14 protein-coding genes are annotated in these 15,352 nt (G+C 63.4%); all 14 read right to left on the bottom strand.

All coding sequences use genetic code 11. The annotated features are described in order from the left end of the window. Positions 1 to 15 precede the first annotated feature (15 nt). The 14 genes from HNP00_RS11155 to HNP00_RS11090 all read right to left on the bottom strand — a co-directional run bounded on the left by HNP00_RS11155 (position 16) and on the right by HNP00_RS11090 (position 15,264). Entirely contained in the window at positions 16 to 708 is a 693-nt protein-coding gene (locus tag HNP00_RS11155; protein ID WP_184739008.1) for a DivIVA domain-containing protein, read from the bottom strand. A gap of 163 nt (positions 709 to 871) precedes the next feature. Next, entirely contained in the window at positions 872 to 1,159 is a 288-nt protein-coding gene (locus tag HNP00_RS11150) for a YggT family protein (protein WP_184739006.1), read from the bottom strand. A 104-nt stretch (positions 1,160 to 1,263) separates the two neighbouring features. After that, entirely contained in the window at positions 1,264 to 1,794 is a 531-nt protein-coding gene (locus HNP00_RS11145; RefSeq protein WP_184739004.1) for a cell division protein SepF, read from the bottom strand. Between the two features lie 88 nt (positions 1,795 to 1,882). Continuing rightward, complete coding sequence (locus tag HNP00_RS11140) at positions 1,883 to 2,632, bottom strand: YggS family pyridoxal phosphate-dependent enzyme (RefSeq protein ID WP_184739002.1); 750 nt, start codon at positions 2,630 to 2,632, stop codon at positions 1,883 to 1,885. Beyond that, positions 2,629 to 3,339: a polyphenol oxidase family protein gene (locus HNP00_RS11135; RefSeq protein WP_184738999.1), complete on the bottom strand. Its 711-nt coding sequence runs from the start codon at positions 3,337 to 3,339 to the stop codon at positions 2,629 to 2,631. Before HNP00_RS11135 ends, HNP00_RS11140 begins: the two co-directional genes overlap by 4 nt. Before the next feature lie 38 nt (positions 3,340 to 3,377). Continuing rightward, complete coding sequence (gene ftsZ, locus HNP00_RS11130; protein WP_184738997.1) at positions 3,378 to 4,607, bottom strand: cell division protein FtsZ; 1,230 nt, start codon at positions 4,605 to 4,607, stop codon at positions 3,378 to 3,380. Positions 4,608 to 4,812: 205 nt separating this feature from the next. Next, on the bottom strand, positions 4,813 to 5,652 hold the full coding sequence (locus HNP00_RS11125; RefSeq protein WP_184738995.1) for an FtsQ-type POTRA domain-containing protein: 840 nt from the start codon (positions 5,650 to 5,652) through the stop codon (positions 4,813 to 4,815). Further along, the gene (gene murC / locus HNP00_RS11120) at positions 5,645 to 7,018 is read right to left on the bottom strand and encodes a UDP-N-acetylmuramate--L-alanine ligase (RefSeq protein WP_184738993.1); all 1,374 of its coding nucleotides are present in this window, start codon (positions 7,016 to 7,018) and stop codon (positions 5,645 to 5,647) included. Before murC ends, HNP00_RS11125 begins: the two co-directional genes overlap by 8 nt. Continuing rightward, positions 7,015 to 8,121 carry an undecaprenyldiphospho-muramoylpentapeptide beta-N-acetylglucosaminyltransferase gene (murG, locus tag HNP00_RS11115; protein ID WP_184738991.1) on the bottom strand — a complete coding sequence of 369 codons (1,107 nt, stop codon included), beginning with the start codon at positions 8,119 to 8,121 and terminating at the stop codon, positions 7,015 to 7,017. The genes murC and murG overlap by 4 nt, the downstream gene beginning before the upstream one ends. A 6-nt stretch (positions 8,122 to 8,127) precedes the next feature. Continuing rightward, positions 8,128 to 9,435 carry a putative lipid II flippase FtsW gene (ftsW, locus tag HNP00_RS11110; RefSeq protein WP_184738989.1) on the bottom strand — a complete coding sequence of 436 codons (1,308 nt, stop codon included), beginning with the start codon at positions 9,433 to 9,435 and terminating at the stop codon, positions 8,128 to 8,130. 2 nt (positions 9,436 to 9,437) lie between these two features. Then, complete coding sequence (gene murD / locus HNP00_RS11105; protein ID WP_184738987.1) at positions 9,438 to 11,039, bottom strand: UDP-N-acetylmuramoyl-L-alanine--D-glutamate ligase; 1,602 nt, start codon at positions 11,037 to 11,039, stop codon at positions 9,438 to 9,440. Beyond that, on the bottom strand, positions 11,021 to 12,130 hold the full coding sequence (gene mraY / locus HNP00_RS11100) for a phospho-N-acetylmuramoyl-pentapeptide-transferase (RefSeq protein ID WP_184738984.1): 1,110 nt from the start codon (positions 12,128 to 12,130) through the stop codon (positions 11,021 to 11,023). Before mraY ends, murD begins: the two co-directional genes overlap by 19 nt. Continuing rightward, positions 12,127 to 13,617, bottom strand: a complete 1,491-nt coding sequence (gene murF, locus HNP00_RS11095; protein ID WP_184738982.1) for a UDP-N-acetylmuramoyl-tripeptide--D-alanyl-D-alanine ligase — start codon at positions 13,615 to 13,617, stop codon at positions 12,127 to 12,129. Before murF ends, mraY begins: the two co-directional genes overlap by 4 nt. A 6-nt stretch (positions 13,618 to 13,623) precedes the next feature. Then, entirely contained in the window at positions 13,624 to 15,264 is a 1,641-nt protein-coding gene (locus HNP00_RS11090; RefSeq protein WP_260404913.1) for a UDP-N-acetylmuramoyl-L-alanyl-D-glutamate--2,6-diaminopimelate ligase, read from the bottom strand. Positions 15,265 to 15,352 lie beyond the last annotated feature (88 nt).

The raw sequence follows: 15,352 nt of genomic DNA, 5'->3' as shown, positions 1-15,352 counted from the left end.
CTTTCAGAATACTTGCTAGACCTCTGCGGCGGCTTCGCCAACCTCGGGAGCCGCAACGGAGCCGCGGGCGTCCAAGTCACGCAGTTGGCCTTCGATGTAGGCCTTCAGGCGGGAGCGGTAGTCGCGCTCGAAGCCGCGAAGCTGCTCCACCTTGCGTTCGAGAACAGAGCGCTGCTGCTCAAGGGCGCCGAGGATCTTGCGGGACTTGTCCTGCGCGTCGTTGACAAGGCTGGAAGCTTCGATCTGCGCCTCGGCAATGATCTTTTCCTTCTGCTGCTCACCGTCGGCCACGTGCTTGTCGTGCATCTGCTGCGCCATGGCAAGCAGGCCGGCTGCGGACTCGGCGGAGGGAGAGCCGACAGCAGCGATCCCTGCAGGGGCCGGAGCGGCAGGAACGGCCGCGACCGGTTCCTTCTTCTTGTCAGCCTCGGCTGCCTTCGCTTCGGCTTCTGCCTTGGCCTGAGCGTCCTTGTCGGCCTTAACCGGTGCAGGCACTTTCTCGACCACGGGTGCCGATACTGCGCTGGCGGGAACCGGGTTTCCGCCTTCGGCGAGCTTCTTGCGCAGCTCGTCGTTCTCTTGGTTCAAACGCCTCAGCTCGACGACGATTTCGTCGAGAAAGTCATCGACCTCGTCCTGGTCGTAGCCTTCGCGGAACTTGGTCGGCTGAAAGCGCTTGTTGACAACGTCTTCTGGCGTCAAAGCCATCTGGTCACCTCGTTGGTCTAGTTAGTCAGTAGGCCTTCCGGCCGTTCAAAACTACGGTACCTAAATATCATCTGATTCCCCCAATTCAACACCATCGTGTTGGATCGGAGGATTGCAGCACACCGCCGAGCAAAAAGATCGCCGGCAATGGCCTGCGGAAAAGCTACGCCAGCGTGTAGACGAATCCCATCGCGATGCTGACGACAATAAACACGATCAGAAATGCCAGGTCAAGGGAAACCCCACCGAGCTGCAGGGGTGGGATAAGCCGGCGAATCCGCTTCAGAGGCGGATCAGTCACGGAGTAGACCACGTGCGCGGCCACCAGGGCAGCGCCACGGGGGCGCCACTGGCGCGCGAACATCTGCACCAGATCAAAGACGAGCCTGACAATGAGGGTGACCAGGAACAGCATCAGTGCAATGTACAAAAGGCCGAAAACTATGCCCACGGGTTAGCTCAGATCTCCTAGTTCGCCACTTTTCTCGGTCAGTCCCTCTATTGCAACACAGATGCCAGGCAGATCGCTCTGCCTGGCATCGATTGCTGTTGGCGCTAGCTCTGGTTGAAGAACGTCGCCTGGGCTTCGCTGACTTTCTTGTCGTCGCCGAGGACTTCGACGTACGACGGCGACAGCAGGAAAACCTTGTTGGTGACGCGCTCAATGCTGCCGTGGAGTCCGAAGACAAGGCCGGCAGAAAAATCGACAAGGCGCTTGGCATCTGCCTCACCCATGTCGGTGACGTTCATGATCACCGGGATGCCGTCCCGGAAACTTTCGCCGATGATCTTGGCGTCGTTGTAGGAGCGGGGATGGACGGTGGTGATCTGCCTCAGTCCGGAGGCGTCTTCGCGGCTCGATGCCGCACGCTTGATAGGTGTCACAGGTGCGCGGTATTCCTCTTCGGCGACAGGGGGGACTTCACGAACTACTTCACGTACAGGTGCAGGGGCGCGGCGCTCTTCGCGATGATGGTCAACAGACCGGTCCTCGTCCGTGTGCTGCACGTGCTGCTCAGACTCGTAGTGTTCATCGCCATCGGCGAGCCCAAGATAAACCATTGTCTTGCGCAGTGCGCCAGCCATGCTGGACTCCTATCGTGTCTGCAGTGGGCGGGCCGCCTATGACTTGACATAGCTGAAATCCCGGCCCGTCGCTTCCAATACTTTGACGCTACCCCACCCGCGGACGCGAACCGAGAATATCCGAACCAATTCGCAGGTGTGTCGCACCGAATTGGACGGCAGCTTCGAGGTCCTGGCTCATCCCGGCTGAGATCCCCACAGCCTCCGGATGTACTCCCCGCAGATCCCTTGAAATCGCGGCGAGCTTCTCAAAAGCCTCCTCGGGAGGCGCTCCGAGGGGAGCAACGGCCATCACGCCGGCCAGACGCAACCCGGAGGCGATGGCGATCGATTCGGCAAGGCGCTCGATGTCGGCAGGAGCGGCGCCGCCGCGATGGGCACCGGCGTCGTCCTCAAGACTCACCTGGATGTAGCAATGAAGGTCCGGCCTGCCGGACTCGTCCTGCTGCCGTGCAACAGCCTTGGCCAAGGCCTCAGCGAGCTGCGGACGGTCAATCGACTGGACAGAAAACGCGTACTTCGCCACGGACTTGGCTTTGTTGCTTTGCAATTGACCGATGAAGTGCCAACGCAAGGCGAGTCCGGCAAGTTCCGCGGCCTTCGCGGCCGCCTCTTGGTCGCGGTTTTCACCGACGTCGGTCACTCCGAGGGCAACGAGCCGGGCGACGTCCGCTGCTGGATGGAACTTGCTGACGACGATCAGCTGTGGCTCCTCGCCGCGCCCAGCCGCACGGGTTGCCGCGGAAATCCGCCGACGGACCGCGGCGAGCCGATCGCGCAGCTCGGCGGTCCGTGGATCGCCCGCGGCGCCTTCCGCTGCCGGGAAGTCCTCACTCATGCGACCACGCCTCGCTCATGAGTCCACACCAATCCCGCAAAGCGGCCGGTTTGCTGATTGCGCCGGTACGAGTAGAGCTGCGCGGTCTCCAGCGTGCACTCCCCCGAATACTCGACCGTGACGCCCAGCGCCTCCAGCTGGGCCCGCACGCCGGCCGGCAGGTGCAACGCGGGCCTACCCCACCTGGTAGTGGCCCAGGTCTCCGGCACAACAGCCGCCACTTCCGCACGCAATTGACCGGGAACTTCGTAGCATTCGCCGCAGATGGAAGGACCGAGCCAGGCACTGATGGCCGTTGCGCCGTGGCTCCGCATTTCAGTGACCGTGGCCGAAACGATGTCCGCAACAACGCCGGCGCGGCCGGCGTGGGCTACCGCCAAAACGGGCGTCGTACTGCCCAGCCCCTCGCCCAACAGCACGATCGGGACACAGTCTGCCACCATAACCGCAAGTGGTTGCCCCCTGGACACCATGGCGTCCGCCGTTGGACCGTCACCGTGCCCGGTGATGAATTCGACGGCTATTCCGTGGACCTGGTTCATGTATTGGAAATGCCGTTCGCCGAGCCCCGCCGCTGTTTCCAACCGGGATCGGCGCACCATGACATCCTCAGGATTGTCCGCCACGTGCAGTGCAAGGTTGCCCGCATTGCTATCGGAGAAGGCGACCGAAACTCCTGGTCGCACTTCTTTTCGCCACCAAAACACTACTGACTGACTCTCCTGAATGGCTTGATATGGATCGGCTACTTCAGGAAGTCCGGAACGTCGAGGTCGTCGGTACGGCTGCCTGAGAGGTCCGGTTCTACGACGGCCGGAAGGTCCACGTCGAAGCCCGAGTCAGCCGGCAAAGCCGAGCGCTGCTGGCCCCAGTTACTCAAGCCGGAAGCGCCGACGCCGGCAGAAACGTGTTGCGGCGCGGAGTAGGCCGGAGCCGCCGAAGGTGCTGCGGGACGGTCCTGAGCCGGAGGGTCCAGGTGCTGGCCCGGCTGCTGGGCCGCCGGCTGGTTCATGGACGGCGAAGTGGCCTTGACGTCGTCGAAGCCCGCGGCGATAACCGTAACGCGCGCTTCGTCACCCAGGGCGTCGTCAATGACGGCACCGAAGATGATATTGGCCTCTGGGTGGGCGACTTCCTGCACAAGCCTCGCTGCTTCGTTGATTTCAAACAGACCAAGGTCCGAGCCGCCCTGAATGGAGAGCAGCACGCCGTGGGCGCCGTCGATCGACGCTTCCAGCAGGGGTGAGGCAATAGCGAGCTCAGCGGCCTTGACAGCGCGGTCTTCACCGCGTGCCGAGCCGATGCCCATGAGGGCGGAGCCGGCGCCCTGCATGACGGACTTGACGTCGGCGAAGTCGAGGTTGATCAGGCCGGGGGTGGTAATGAGGTCCGTGATGCCCTGGACACCGGACAGGAGCACTTGGTCAGCGGAACGGAAAGCGTCCAGGACGGAGACGTTGCGGTCGCTGATGGAGAGGAGACGATCGTTGGGGATCACGATGAGGGTATCGACCTCGTCGCGCAACGCGTCGATGCCAGCCTCGGCCGAACCGGCGCGCCGGCGGCCTTCGAAGGTGAACGGTCGCGTGACGACACCGATAGTCAGGGCGCCGAGCGAGCGTGCGATCCGGGCCACGACGGGGGCGCCGCCGGTTCCGGTGCCGCCGCCTTCGCCTGCGGTGACGAAGACCATGTCGGCTCCGCGGATAACCTCTTCGATCTCATCGGCGTGGTCCTCGGCGGCCTGGCGTCCGACGTCGGGGTTGGCGCCGGCTCCCAGACCGCGGGTAAGCTCGCGTCCGACGTCAAGCTTGACGTCCGCGTCGCTCATGAGGAGAGCCTGGGCATCGGTGTTGATGGCGATGAACTCGACGCCGCGAAGGCCGACTTCGATCATTCGGTTAACTGCATTCACGCCACCGCCGCCGATGCCGACGACCTTGATGACGGCCAAGTAATTCTGCGGTGCTGCCACGTTTCGTGCCCCTTGCTTGTGTCCTATAGCGAAACAGATCGAGTCCAACTTGAATTCTTGGACCTTAACCCTCTAGTTGAAGGTTATAGTTATGTCAAGTAACTCTTAAGTGACGGTATGGGCTATGAATCCGACATTCAATGACCGCCTCCGCGTGTCGTGTGAAAGTCCCCAAAATAGCCGTCGAAGTTACTCCTGAAATGGCCTACTTGGTAAATGGATGCCTCGGTGCACTGACATCGTAGACATTCACCGGAACTTTCGGATTGACCGGCGCCTTCAGCAACGCCTCCAGGACGCGTGCCTTCAGCTCCTTCTCGTCCGCGTTTCCCCAGACCACGATCTTGCCGTCACTGAGCTTGAGCTCGACAGCGTCGGGCGACTTCGCCGAGGCGCTGGCCATTTTTGCCAGGACATCGGCCGGCAGCGTCGCCAGAACACCAGTGATCGCCTTGAAGAGGTCCTGGTTGGATCCTTGTCCATCGATGAGGGGCAACGGTACCGATGCGGCATCAGGTGTTGAACCAAGCTTGACACCGTCGACGTCTACCAGCAGATAGCTGTCGCCGTTCTTGACCAGTGCCACAGGTACCCGCTCCACAATGTGCACCAACAATTCCGACGGCGGGCGGGCCTCCGTGCTGACGGATCGTACTTGGACCAGCTGTTTGAGCAGCGCGGCGATCTCGGCGTCGTTGATTTGCGGAAGCGGTTTTCCCTTCACCGGCTCCAGTGCCTTCTGGACGGCCGCGGGCTGGAGCAGCTTGGCCCCGTCAACCGTCACTGTTCGCACGGCGAACACCGGTGAATAGATGGCCGCAACGATGATGCCGGCAACCAGGGCGACAACGATGGCCAGCACCGTTAGCACCGTCCGCCGGCGCTTTCGCCCTTTCGGTTCCGGAAAGGCAAGCACATTGCTGTCTTTTCCGTTCGCGCCACCGGATGGGACCTCAACAGGATCGTCGAGGCTGCGTTCAGCACTGACGACTCCGGGCAGGGTTCCCGCCCGCGGCTTGAAAGTAGGCTTCCGGGTATCAGCCACCCAACAACTCCACGATCCGGGGCCCGTAAGCCGTCACGTCACCGGCTCCGACGGTCAGGATGATGTCGCCCTCACCGGCCGCGGAGAGAACCGCGTCCAGGGCGTCCTGCCCCGCCGCCACCAGCCTGCCGCTCTTGAGGCGCTCTGTGATCAAGGTGCTCGTGACCCCGGGAATGGGGTCCTCGCGCGCCGGGTAGATGTCCAGCACCAGGGCGGTGTCCGCCTCTCCAAGCGCCTCTGCAAACTGCACCGCGAATTCCCGGGTCCGCGAAAACAGGTGCGGTTGGAAGAGCACGTGTACCTTGTTACCGCCTGCCACCGAGCGGGCAGCCGACAAGGCGGCCCGGACCTCCGTGGGGTGGTGGGCGTAGTCGTCGTAGACCCGAATGCCCCTCCCCTGCCCCTTGAATTCAAATCGCCGCGACGCTCCCGTGAAATGGCCCAGTGCGGCCGCTGCATCCTCAGGTGCCACGCCGAGTTCGACGGCCACGCCGAACGCGGCAGCCGCATTCAAGGCGTTGTGCCGGCCAGGGACTTGAAGATCGAGGCGGTGCCGCCGTCCATCGGCAAAGACCCAGACTTCTCCCGGATCGCCGTCGTGCAAGCGGATGTCGGCGTCGGCTGCCGTCCCGTAGCTCAGGACACGGGTATTGCCCGCAGAGCGGGTCCGCTCCGCGAGGGCACGGGCGCCGTCGTCGTCAGCGCAGGTGAACAGGACTCCAGCGGCTGGCAGCAGGGCCGCGAAACTGTCGAAGGAGGCATAGACAGCCTCAGGCGTGCCGTAGTAGTCGAGGTGATCGGCCTCGACGTTGGTGACAACCGCAATGAGCGGCCGGTAATTGAGGAAGGATCCGTCCGATTCATCGGCCTCGGCAACGAAGATGTCCGAGGTGCCGTGCGCCGCGTTGACGCCGAGGGCGGGCACATTGGCACCGATGGCGAAGGATGGATCGAGGCCCGCTTCCTTGAGCAACACAGCCACCATGGAAGTGGTGGTGGACTTGCCATGAGTGCCGGCCACGGTCACGACGCGATCGGCGCCCATCGTTGCCGCGAGAGCCTCAGAGCGGTGCAAAACCGGGAGGCCGGCCGCGCGGGCCGCCTCGAGTTCCGGGTTGTCGGCCTTAATGGCCGAACCTGCAACCACGGTTTGGGCGTCACCAAGATTTCCTGCGGCATAGCCGACGGCGATCCGGGCGCCGGCGGCCTGAAGGTCCCGCATGACGGGAAGGTCCTTGGCGTCCGAACCACTTACCACGACGCCGCGGGCCACCATGATGCGGGCGACGGCGGACATGCCGACGCCGCCGATACCGATGAAGTGGACCCGGCCGAGGGAATCGAGGTCTGCGAGGGGCTGGGTCATTCGGATACCGCTTCCAGTACGAGATCAGCCATCCGCTGATCAGCATTTCTGATGCCGAGTTCCTTTGCCTTGCCGGCCATGTCTTCAAGGCGGGATTGATCCCTGAGCAAGGGAATCAACTCGGCTTTGAGCCAATCCGCGGTCAGCGCCGCGTCATCGACCAAAAGGGCTGCCCCGGCCTTGACCAAGGCAGAGGCGTTCATAGCTTGCTCGCCATTTCCCACGGGCAGCGGAACGAATACCGCGGGGAGTCCGACGGCGGCTACCTCACTGACCGTTGCGGCTCCGGAACGCGCAAGGAGGACATCTGCTGCAGCGTAGACGTTTTCCATGCCGTCCACATATTCCACCTGGTGGTAACCATCAGCCGCGAGGGCGTCGCCGTCGTCGTTCTTGACTGCCTTGCCGCGGCCGGTGATGTGGAGTGTTTGGATGCCCGCCTCCGCCAAAGCATCAACCGCACCGGCAATGGTGCAGTTGATGCTCTGGGCTCCGGAGGAACCGCCGGTCACGATGAGCGCTGGTTGTCCGGCGTCCAGCCCCAGGGATTGCCTCGCATCCGCGCGACCAGCGGCCCGGTCCAAGCCGGCGATGGCCTTGCGCATGGGCATTCCAACATGGCGGGCATGCCTCAGCCGGGTCTCCGGAAAGGCCACGCCAACGCGTTTGGTGAACAGGGCTCCTACCCGGTTGGCAAGCCCTGGGCGGGTGTTGGCCTCGTGAATGACGATGGGGATCTTCCTACGCCATGCCGCAAGGTACATCGGCGTGCAAACATAGCCGCCCACGCCCAGCAGGACGTCGGCCTGCGCGTTGTCGAGAATGCGGCCTGCTTGTTTGACGGCGGCAGCGAGTTTTCCGGGCAGTCTGAGCAGCTCCGCGGAGGGCCTCCGGGGAAACGGAACCCGGTCAATGGTGGCCAACTCGTAGCCCGCAGCCGGAACGAGGCGTGTTTCCATGCCATTGGCCGTGCCGACGGCAAGGATGGTGGCATCCGGGCGCAGCGATTTGAGGGCGTCGGCGATGGCGAGCAGCGGGCTGATGTGTCCGGCGGTCCCGCCACCGGCGAGGACCACGGACAAGGGCTTGGGCTGGGAATTCATGGAGTGCTATGTACGCTTTCGTGCAGTTTTCGCAGGCCGCCCACGCGGTTTGGAAGGTCTGGCAGAAGCCATTTGGGCGCGGGCCAAAGACAACACTACGCCCACGCCGCAGAGGGACATCACCAACGCTGAGCCGCCATATGAGATGAAAGGCAGTGGAACGCCGATCACGGGCAGCAGGCCGGCCACCATAGCCATGTTGATTGCGGCTTGCCCGAGCATCCACGCCATGATCGAGCCGCCCAACACCCGGGCGAACAGGTCTTCCTGGTGGCTGACCACGCGATAGATGGCAACAGCGAGCAGCGCAAAAAGCACGAGGACCACCAGGGTTCCCACCAGGCCGAGTTCCTCACCGATGACGGCAAAGATGAAGTCATTATGGGCTTCCGGAATCCACTGGTACTTCTGGCGGCTCTGGCCAAGCCCCACACCAAGCCAGCCGCCGGAAGCAAGGGCGTTGAGTCCTTGTTCACTCTGGAAGCCGATGTCTGTTGCCGCCGCACAGCCCTGCCCCATCCAGGAGGTAATCCGGCACATCCTGTTGCCGCTGGTCAACGCCAAAATCAGTGCCGCGGCGCCAGCAACACCGCCGGCCGCAGCGAAGAGCTTCAGATTGACGCCGCCGAAAAACAAGCCCGCGGCCATGATGAGCATGACCACCAGCGAGGTTCCGAGGTCGTGTCCCAGGACGATCAAGGTAATGATGATGCCGGAGACCGGGACGATCGGAATGAGGGCGTGCGTCCACTTGTCGAGGAGCTTTGCCTTGACGGAAAGGACCGTGGCCATCCAGAGCACCAGGGCGAATTTGGCATATTCCGAAGGCTGGAAAGTGAAGCCGCCAATCTCGATCCAGTTCTGGTTACCCAGGACCCGCTTGCCGATCACGAGAACCAACACCAGCAAGGCGACCGCAAGTACGATGGCGGGCCACGCGAATCGCTTAAGCCAAAGGACATTGACCCGCGAAAGCACCAGCATCAAGACAATGCCGATACCCGCGAAAATGCCTTGCTTGGTGGCGATCGAGTAGGGAGATTCGCCGGCCGCAATCGATTCGACACTGGAAGCGGACAAGACCATGATGATCCCGATGGCCGTCAGCGCAAGTGATGCGCCGAGGATGAGGTAGTACGTGGATCCGCTTCTCGATTTACCGCTTCCCTCAAGCGTTGACCAGAAACCGGCCATCCCGGAACGAATGCGCGACGGCAGCGAGGGTCGAGCATCGCCGGCCGCACGTCCAGCGGGGGCTCCTGCCTTGCCGGCCCGGGTCCGCCCGGGCCCGGTGCGCGTGGGCGTGCTGACCATTGTTACTCCTCGGTGGTCTGTGCCTGGCCTTCCACTAGCTCGCGAACTGCCCGGATGAAAGCATCGCCACGGTGAGCGTAGGAAGTGAACTGGTCCATGGAGGCAGCCGCCGGGGCCATCAGCACGGTGTCGCCGGGCTCGGCGATACTTGCTGCCGACTCGACAGCATGGGCCATGACGGTGTCGCCGAAGATCGGCGACGGTTCCGCGGCGGCACCAGCTGAATCGGCGGACTGCACCATTTCAGTGTCGCCCTTGGGCTGCCCGATTACGGGCACATCCGCTGCGTGTCGCTTGAGGGAGGCCTCCAGGTCCGCGGTGTCGGTTCCGATCAACACCACGGCCTTGAGCCTGCCCGCGTTGCTCTTAACCAGTTCGTCATAGTTGACGCCCTTGGACAAGCCGCCAGCGATCCAGACGACGTTCCCGAACGCCGACAACGCCGCCGACGCGGCATGCGGATTGGTGGCCTTGGAGTCGTTGACCCAGAGCACGCCGTTCCGCTTGGCCACGGGCTGGATGCGGTGATCGCCCGGGAGGTAGTTCCTGAGTCCCTCGCGCACTGCTGCGGAATCGACGCCGTAGGCTCGCACCAATGCCGCAGCAGCCAAGGCGTTGGCGACCATGTGTCGGGGAGCAGCCGGGCCGAGATCCGCCAGGGACGCAAGCTCTTCGGCTGAGCTCCTGCGTTCTTCAATGAACGCACGGTCCACGAGCAACCCCTCGACGACGCCAAGCATGCTGACAGCAGGGGTCAAGGTGGTGAACCCGATCGCCCTGCAGCCCTCCACGACGTCGGCGTTCTCCACCATGCGTTCGGTCTCGATCTGCTCCGCGTTGTAGATACACGCCTTCTGCGTGTGCTCGAAGATCTTTGCCTTGTCCGCGAGGTAAGACTCGTACGAGCCGTGCCAGTCAACGTGGTCTTCGGCCACGTTCAGGCAGACACTCGCCACCGGGGAGAGCGACTCACTCCAATGCAGCTGGAAGCTCGAGAGTTCAACCGCGAAAGCATCGTATTCCACCGGGTCCCGGAGGGCGTCGAGGATCGGAGTCCCCACGTTCCCGACCGCAATCGCTTTGAGGCCCGCCGCCTGCAGCATGGCCTCTGTCATGCCCACAGTGGTGGTCTTGCCGTTAGTACCGGTGATTGTGAGCCAGTCCGCGGTCTTGCGGCCCTCGCGTTCGCGCACCCGCCAAGCGAGTTCGACGTCGCCCCACACCGGTACATGGGTGCGTTTGGCAACTGCCAGGAGGGACTGGTCCGGGCGCCAGCCCGGGGACGTCACCACTAGTTCGGCCTTCTCCCCGTCCACCAAAGGCAGAGTCTTGACGGCGTCCTGGCCAAGGAGGACGTCGGCAGCGCCGACGATCTTCAAGGTGTCCGCCTGGGCGAGGGCTTTGGCGCTCGTGGCGGCGTCAACCACCACCACCCGCGCGCCGAGTTCGATCAAGGTGTCGGCGGCAGCGAAACCGGACACGCCAATCCCGGTCACAACGACGCGCAGGCCCTTCCAGTCGGAATCCCAACTGACCAGATTCCGGAGCCGGTCAATGGCCGAAGGCTTGGTTTGAGGACTTGAGCTCACAGCAGCACCACCCATTCAGCATAGAAAATACCAAGGCCCGCGGCGACGAACAGACCGCAGAGAATCCAGAATCGGACAACCACCGTGATCTCGGCCCAGCCCTTGAGTTCAAAATGATGCTGCAAGGGTGCCATCTTGAAGACCCTCTTGCCCTTGGTGGCCTTGAAATAGCCCACCTGGATGATGACCGACAGCGTGATGAGGACGAAGAGCCCGCCGATGATGCCCAACAGCAGTTCGGTGCGGGAGAGGATCGCAAAGCCGGCCACCGCACCGCCGATCGCCAGCGAACCCGTGTCCCCCATGAAGATCTTCGCCGGAGACGTGTTCCACCAGAGGAAGCCCACCAGCGCAGCGCTGCAAATGGCCGCCAAGAGCGCAAGATCGAGCGGGTCACGGACCGAATAGCAGCCGCTGCCGGCCTCACGCGGCGAACCGCAGGCCTGGTTGTTCTGCCAGATTCCCATCAGGGTGTACGCGCCGAAGACCATGATGGAAGCGCCCGCGGCCAAGCCGTCCAGTCCATCCGTCAGGTTGACGCCGTTGGTTGCCGCAGTGACGATCAGGTTCGACCAGATGACGAACAAGATGGCTCCGAGGACGGTGCCCCCGAAGGCCAGGTTCAGCCAGGGAATGTCCCGGACAAGGGAAATATGCGTCGATGCCGGAGTGATGCCATCCGCGTCAGGGAAGTTCAGCACCAGCACGGCGAAAACAATACCTACGAAAGCTTGAAGGATCAGCTTGGCTTTGGCGTTGAGCCCTAGGCTGCGTTGCTTGGAAATCTTGATGAAATCGTCGAGGAAGCCAACGAATCCCATACCGACCATGAGGAACAACAAAAGCAGGCCCGAGGCGGACGGGCCCGGTGAACGCGGATTCATCATCCACATGATCAGGTGGGTCAGCCCGTAGCTGATGAGCACGGCGGCCACCACCACAGCGCCGCCCATGGTGGGAGTACCGCGCTTGGTGTGGTGGGACGTGGGTCCGTCGTCCCGGATGAACTGGCCATAGCCTTTGGTCACGAGGAAGCGGATGAAGAGTGGCGTCCCGATCAAAGCCACCAGGAGGGCGACGCCAGCGCCGATCAACAGTGCAATCACAGGAGCTCGTTCCCTTCATCGGCGGCGGTTACAGCCGCGGTGTTCGCACTCGTTCCGGCCTGTGGGGGTAATGCTATCCGATCCCCCAAATGCCGGAGGCCCACCCCGTTCGAGGATTTGAACAGCACCAGATCGCCTGACTCAAGCTCGGCCTGCAGGAGTTCATAGGCCTCGTCGGCTGTCTCGGCGAAACTGCACTCATCACCCCAGGAACCTTCCTGGATCGCGGAAATGTAGAGCGCCCGCGCTTCGCGGCCAACCACCACCAGACGGGAAATGTTCAAGCGAACCACTTGGGTCCCCACGGCGGTGTGTTCACGGATGGAATCTTCGCCAAGTTCCAGCATCGCGCCCAGGACAGCCCAGGTGCGACGTCCCTGGCCGAGGTCGGCAAGCGTGCGCAAGGCGGCACGCATCGATTCAGGATTCGCGTTGTACGCGTCGTTGATGATGGTGACGCCATCTGCCCGCTCTGTGCGTTCCATCCGCCACCGGCTGGCCGGCGACTGCGCGCTCAGGGAGGCGGCAATGTCGGCCGCAGGGACGCCTGCCGCAAATGCGGCGGCCGCGGCGGCAAGCAGGTTGGTGATGTGGTGTGCACCGATGAGCTTGCTGTGGACCGCGTGGGAGGCCCCGCCGTCGGGCAGGGTGAGTTCGAATTCCGGGTGGCCGCCGTCGTCGATATCGGCATTCCGGGCTTCGACGGCCGAGCCGGAAGCGCCCGTAGCCGTGGTTCCGAGCACCTTGGCCTGGGTGCGGGAAACCATCGCCGCGACCCGGGCGTCATCGAGGTTGATGACTGCTGTTCCGTCCTGCCCCAGCGCCTCGACGAGTTCACCCTTGGCCTTGGCAATGTTCTCCACGCCACCGAACTCTCCGGCGTGCGCGGTGCCGACGACAAGAACGACGCCGATGTCCGGTTGGACCATCTCCGCGAGGTACTTGATGTGGCCCACTCCGGTGGCACCCATTTCGATCACGAGATAGCGGGTGCCGGCATCGGCCCCGAAGACAGTGAGCGGTACACCGACTTCACCGTTGTAGGAACCCTGCGGAGCTATGGTGGCCCCGGCCCGGGAAAGAATCCCGGCCAGCAGGTCCTTGGTAGTGGTCTTGCCTGCCGAGCCTGTGATGCCAATAACGGTAAAAGGCTCTCCCTGCGCCGCGCGGGCAGCGCGGATGCGGCGCACCGACTCGGCCGCCAGCGCACCCATGGCGAGCACGGCGTCATCGACGACGACGGCGGGGTAAGCCCGGCCGTCGTCGTCGGAAACGTCGCGCTCGGTCAAGGCCAGAACGGCGCCGCGCTCAAATGCCGCGCCCACAAAAGCATGGCCGTCCGCGTTCTCTCCGGGCTTGGCCACGTACATCGATCCGTCAGCCACCTCACGGGAATCGGTAACAATGGACGACGGGACAATGCCCGGGTCCGCCGCCAATCGGCCGTTGGTGATATCGGCGATTTCCGCCGCAGTAAGTGCAATCATCTCGGTCTAGGACTCTATCCGTTCGTCCGTGGAAAGTCTGAATCCCCTAGATGTCAAGGCAGCCCGCAGTTCTACCCGGTCATCGAGCGCAAGGTTGACACCGTTCACTTCCTGCCAAACTTCATGGCCGCGGCCGGCAATCAGGATGGTGTCCCTTTCAGTGGCCAATTCCACGGCCTGACGAATGGCAACATCCCGGGGATAGGCTTCCAGAATCTCGCAGTCGAGCTGCTCGGACTCGCGGGCTTCGCGGGCACCGGCGATGACTTCCGAGCGGATGGTCGCGGCGTCTTCGTCGTGGGGGTCGTCGTCGCTGACAATCACGACGTCGGCGAGCCGGGCCGCGATGGCGCCCATGGTCGGCCTCTTGCCCTGGTCACGCTGGCCTGTGGCACCGAAAACGACGATCACCCGGGATCCGGGTTCCTGCGAGCGTACAGCCGTCAGGGCCCTCGCCAGCGCGTCCGGGTTGTGCGCAAAATCAACCACGGAGGCCGGGGCATCCGAGATCAGCTGCATCCGGCCCGGTACAGAGACAGTAAAGGGATCGTGCCTGTCCAGCGCGGCCTGCAATGCCTGCGGATCGATGCCGGAAGCCAGCACCATAACGGCCGCGAGGGCCGCGTTGGCGACGTTGAAGTCGCCGGGCAATCCTGTGTGGATGCGCAGGACTGTTCCGTCACGGTGGTGCAGCTCGAAGTCGGTTCCAAGCCCGCGTTGGGTGGTGGAGGCCACGGTCCAGTCAGCGTCCGTGCCCGGTACCGCGGACAAGTTTGTCACGGGAATCTCGGCCTCTTGGGCCAACAACCGGCCCCACTCATCGTCCACGGTCACCACTCCCCGGCGCGCGCGGGCCGTGGTGAAGAGTTCCGCCTTGGTCCGGAAGTACTCATCCATGCTTCCGTGGAGATCCAGGTGGTCCTGGGTCAGGTTGGTGAAGCCGGCTACGTCGAACACGACCGAGTCGACCCGGTGGAAGGAAAGGGCGTGGGAGGAGACCTCCATGGAAGCCGCGTCCAGCCCGCGTTCACGCATGAGGGCAAGCAGGGCATGCACATCCGTCGACTCCGGCGTCGTCAGCAGGCTCGGGATGGCTTCGCCTCCGGCAAGGATTTCGATCGTCCCAATCAGGCCAGGATTCTTGCCCAGCGCCCGGAGAAGGGAGTTGATGAAGTAGGTGGTGGTGGTCTTGCCGTTGGTACCGGTGACGCCGAAAAGTGTCGGCGAATCCTCGTCGTGGGGTTGGCTGCGATAAATGAGTGCAGCGAGGGGCCCGACGGCGGTGCGGGGACTGCCGACGATCAGCACAGGAACAGCGAGATCGTCGCCGAGCGCCAATTGGCGGGCGCCGTCTTCATCGCTCACGACGGCTACTGCGCCAGCGGCCACGGCCTGGGGGACAAATTCGGCCCCGTGGCGTGTCGCCCCTGGCAGGGCCAAGTAAAGGTCTCCTGGCTCAATGGTGCGCGAGTTGAGGGACACACCAGTCACAGACGTCGCGCCGGATTCCGGAGGAAGCACGATTCCCAGGGACGCGGCAATCGTCTCAAGAGGGACCGCGGTCACGACGGCGGGACGGAAGCCGGGTTTGTCCGTAGCCGGCGGATTCCCTGCGGGGATCGATACGGCGTCATTCTGCTCTGACAAATGGGTCTCCGTTGGTACTCGTAAAACTGGCCGCGCGCGAACCATGGGGCTCCCGGAATCGGCATGGGTGGATCGTAATATGGCCGGA

Origin of the sequence: Arthrobacter sp. AZCC_0090 (genome assembly GCF_014207375.1) — a bacterium.
In the GTDB taxonomy this organism is placed as follows: Bacteria; Actinomycetota; Actinomycetes; order Actinomycetales; family Micrococcaceae; genus Arthrobacter.
The sequence above is the reverse complement of the archived record's forward strand: the minus strand, read 5'-3'. Positions and strand labels throughout refer to the sequence as shown.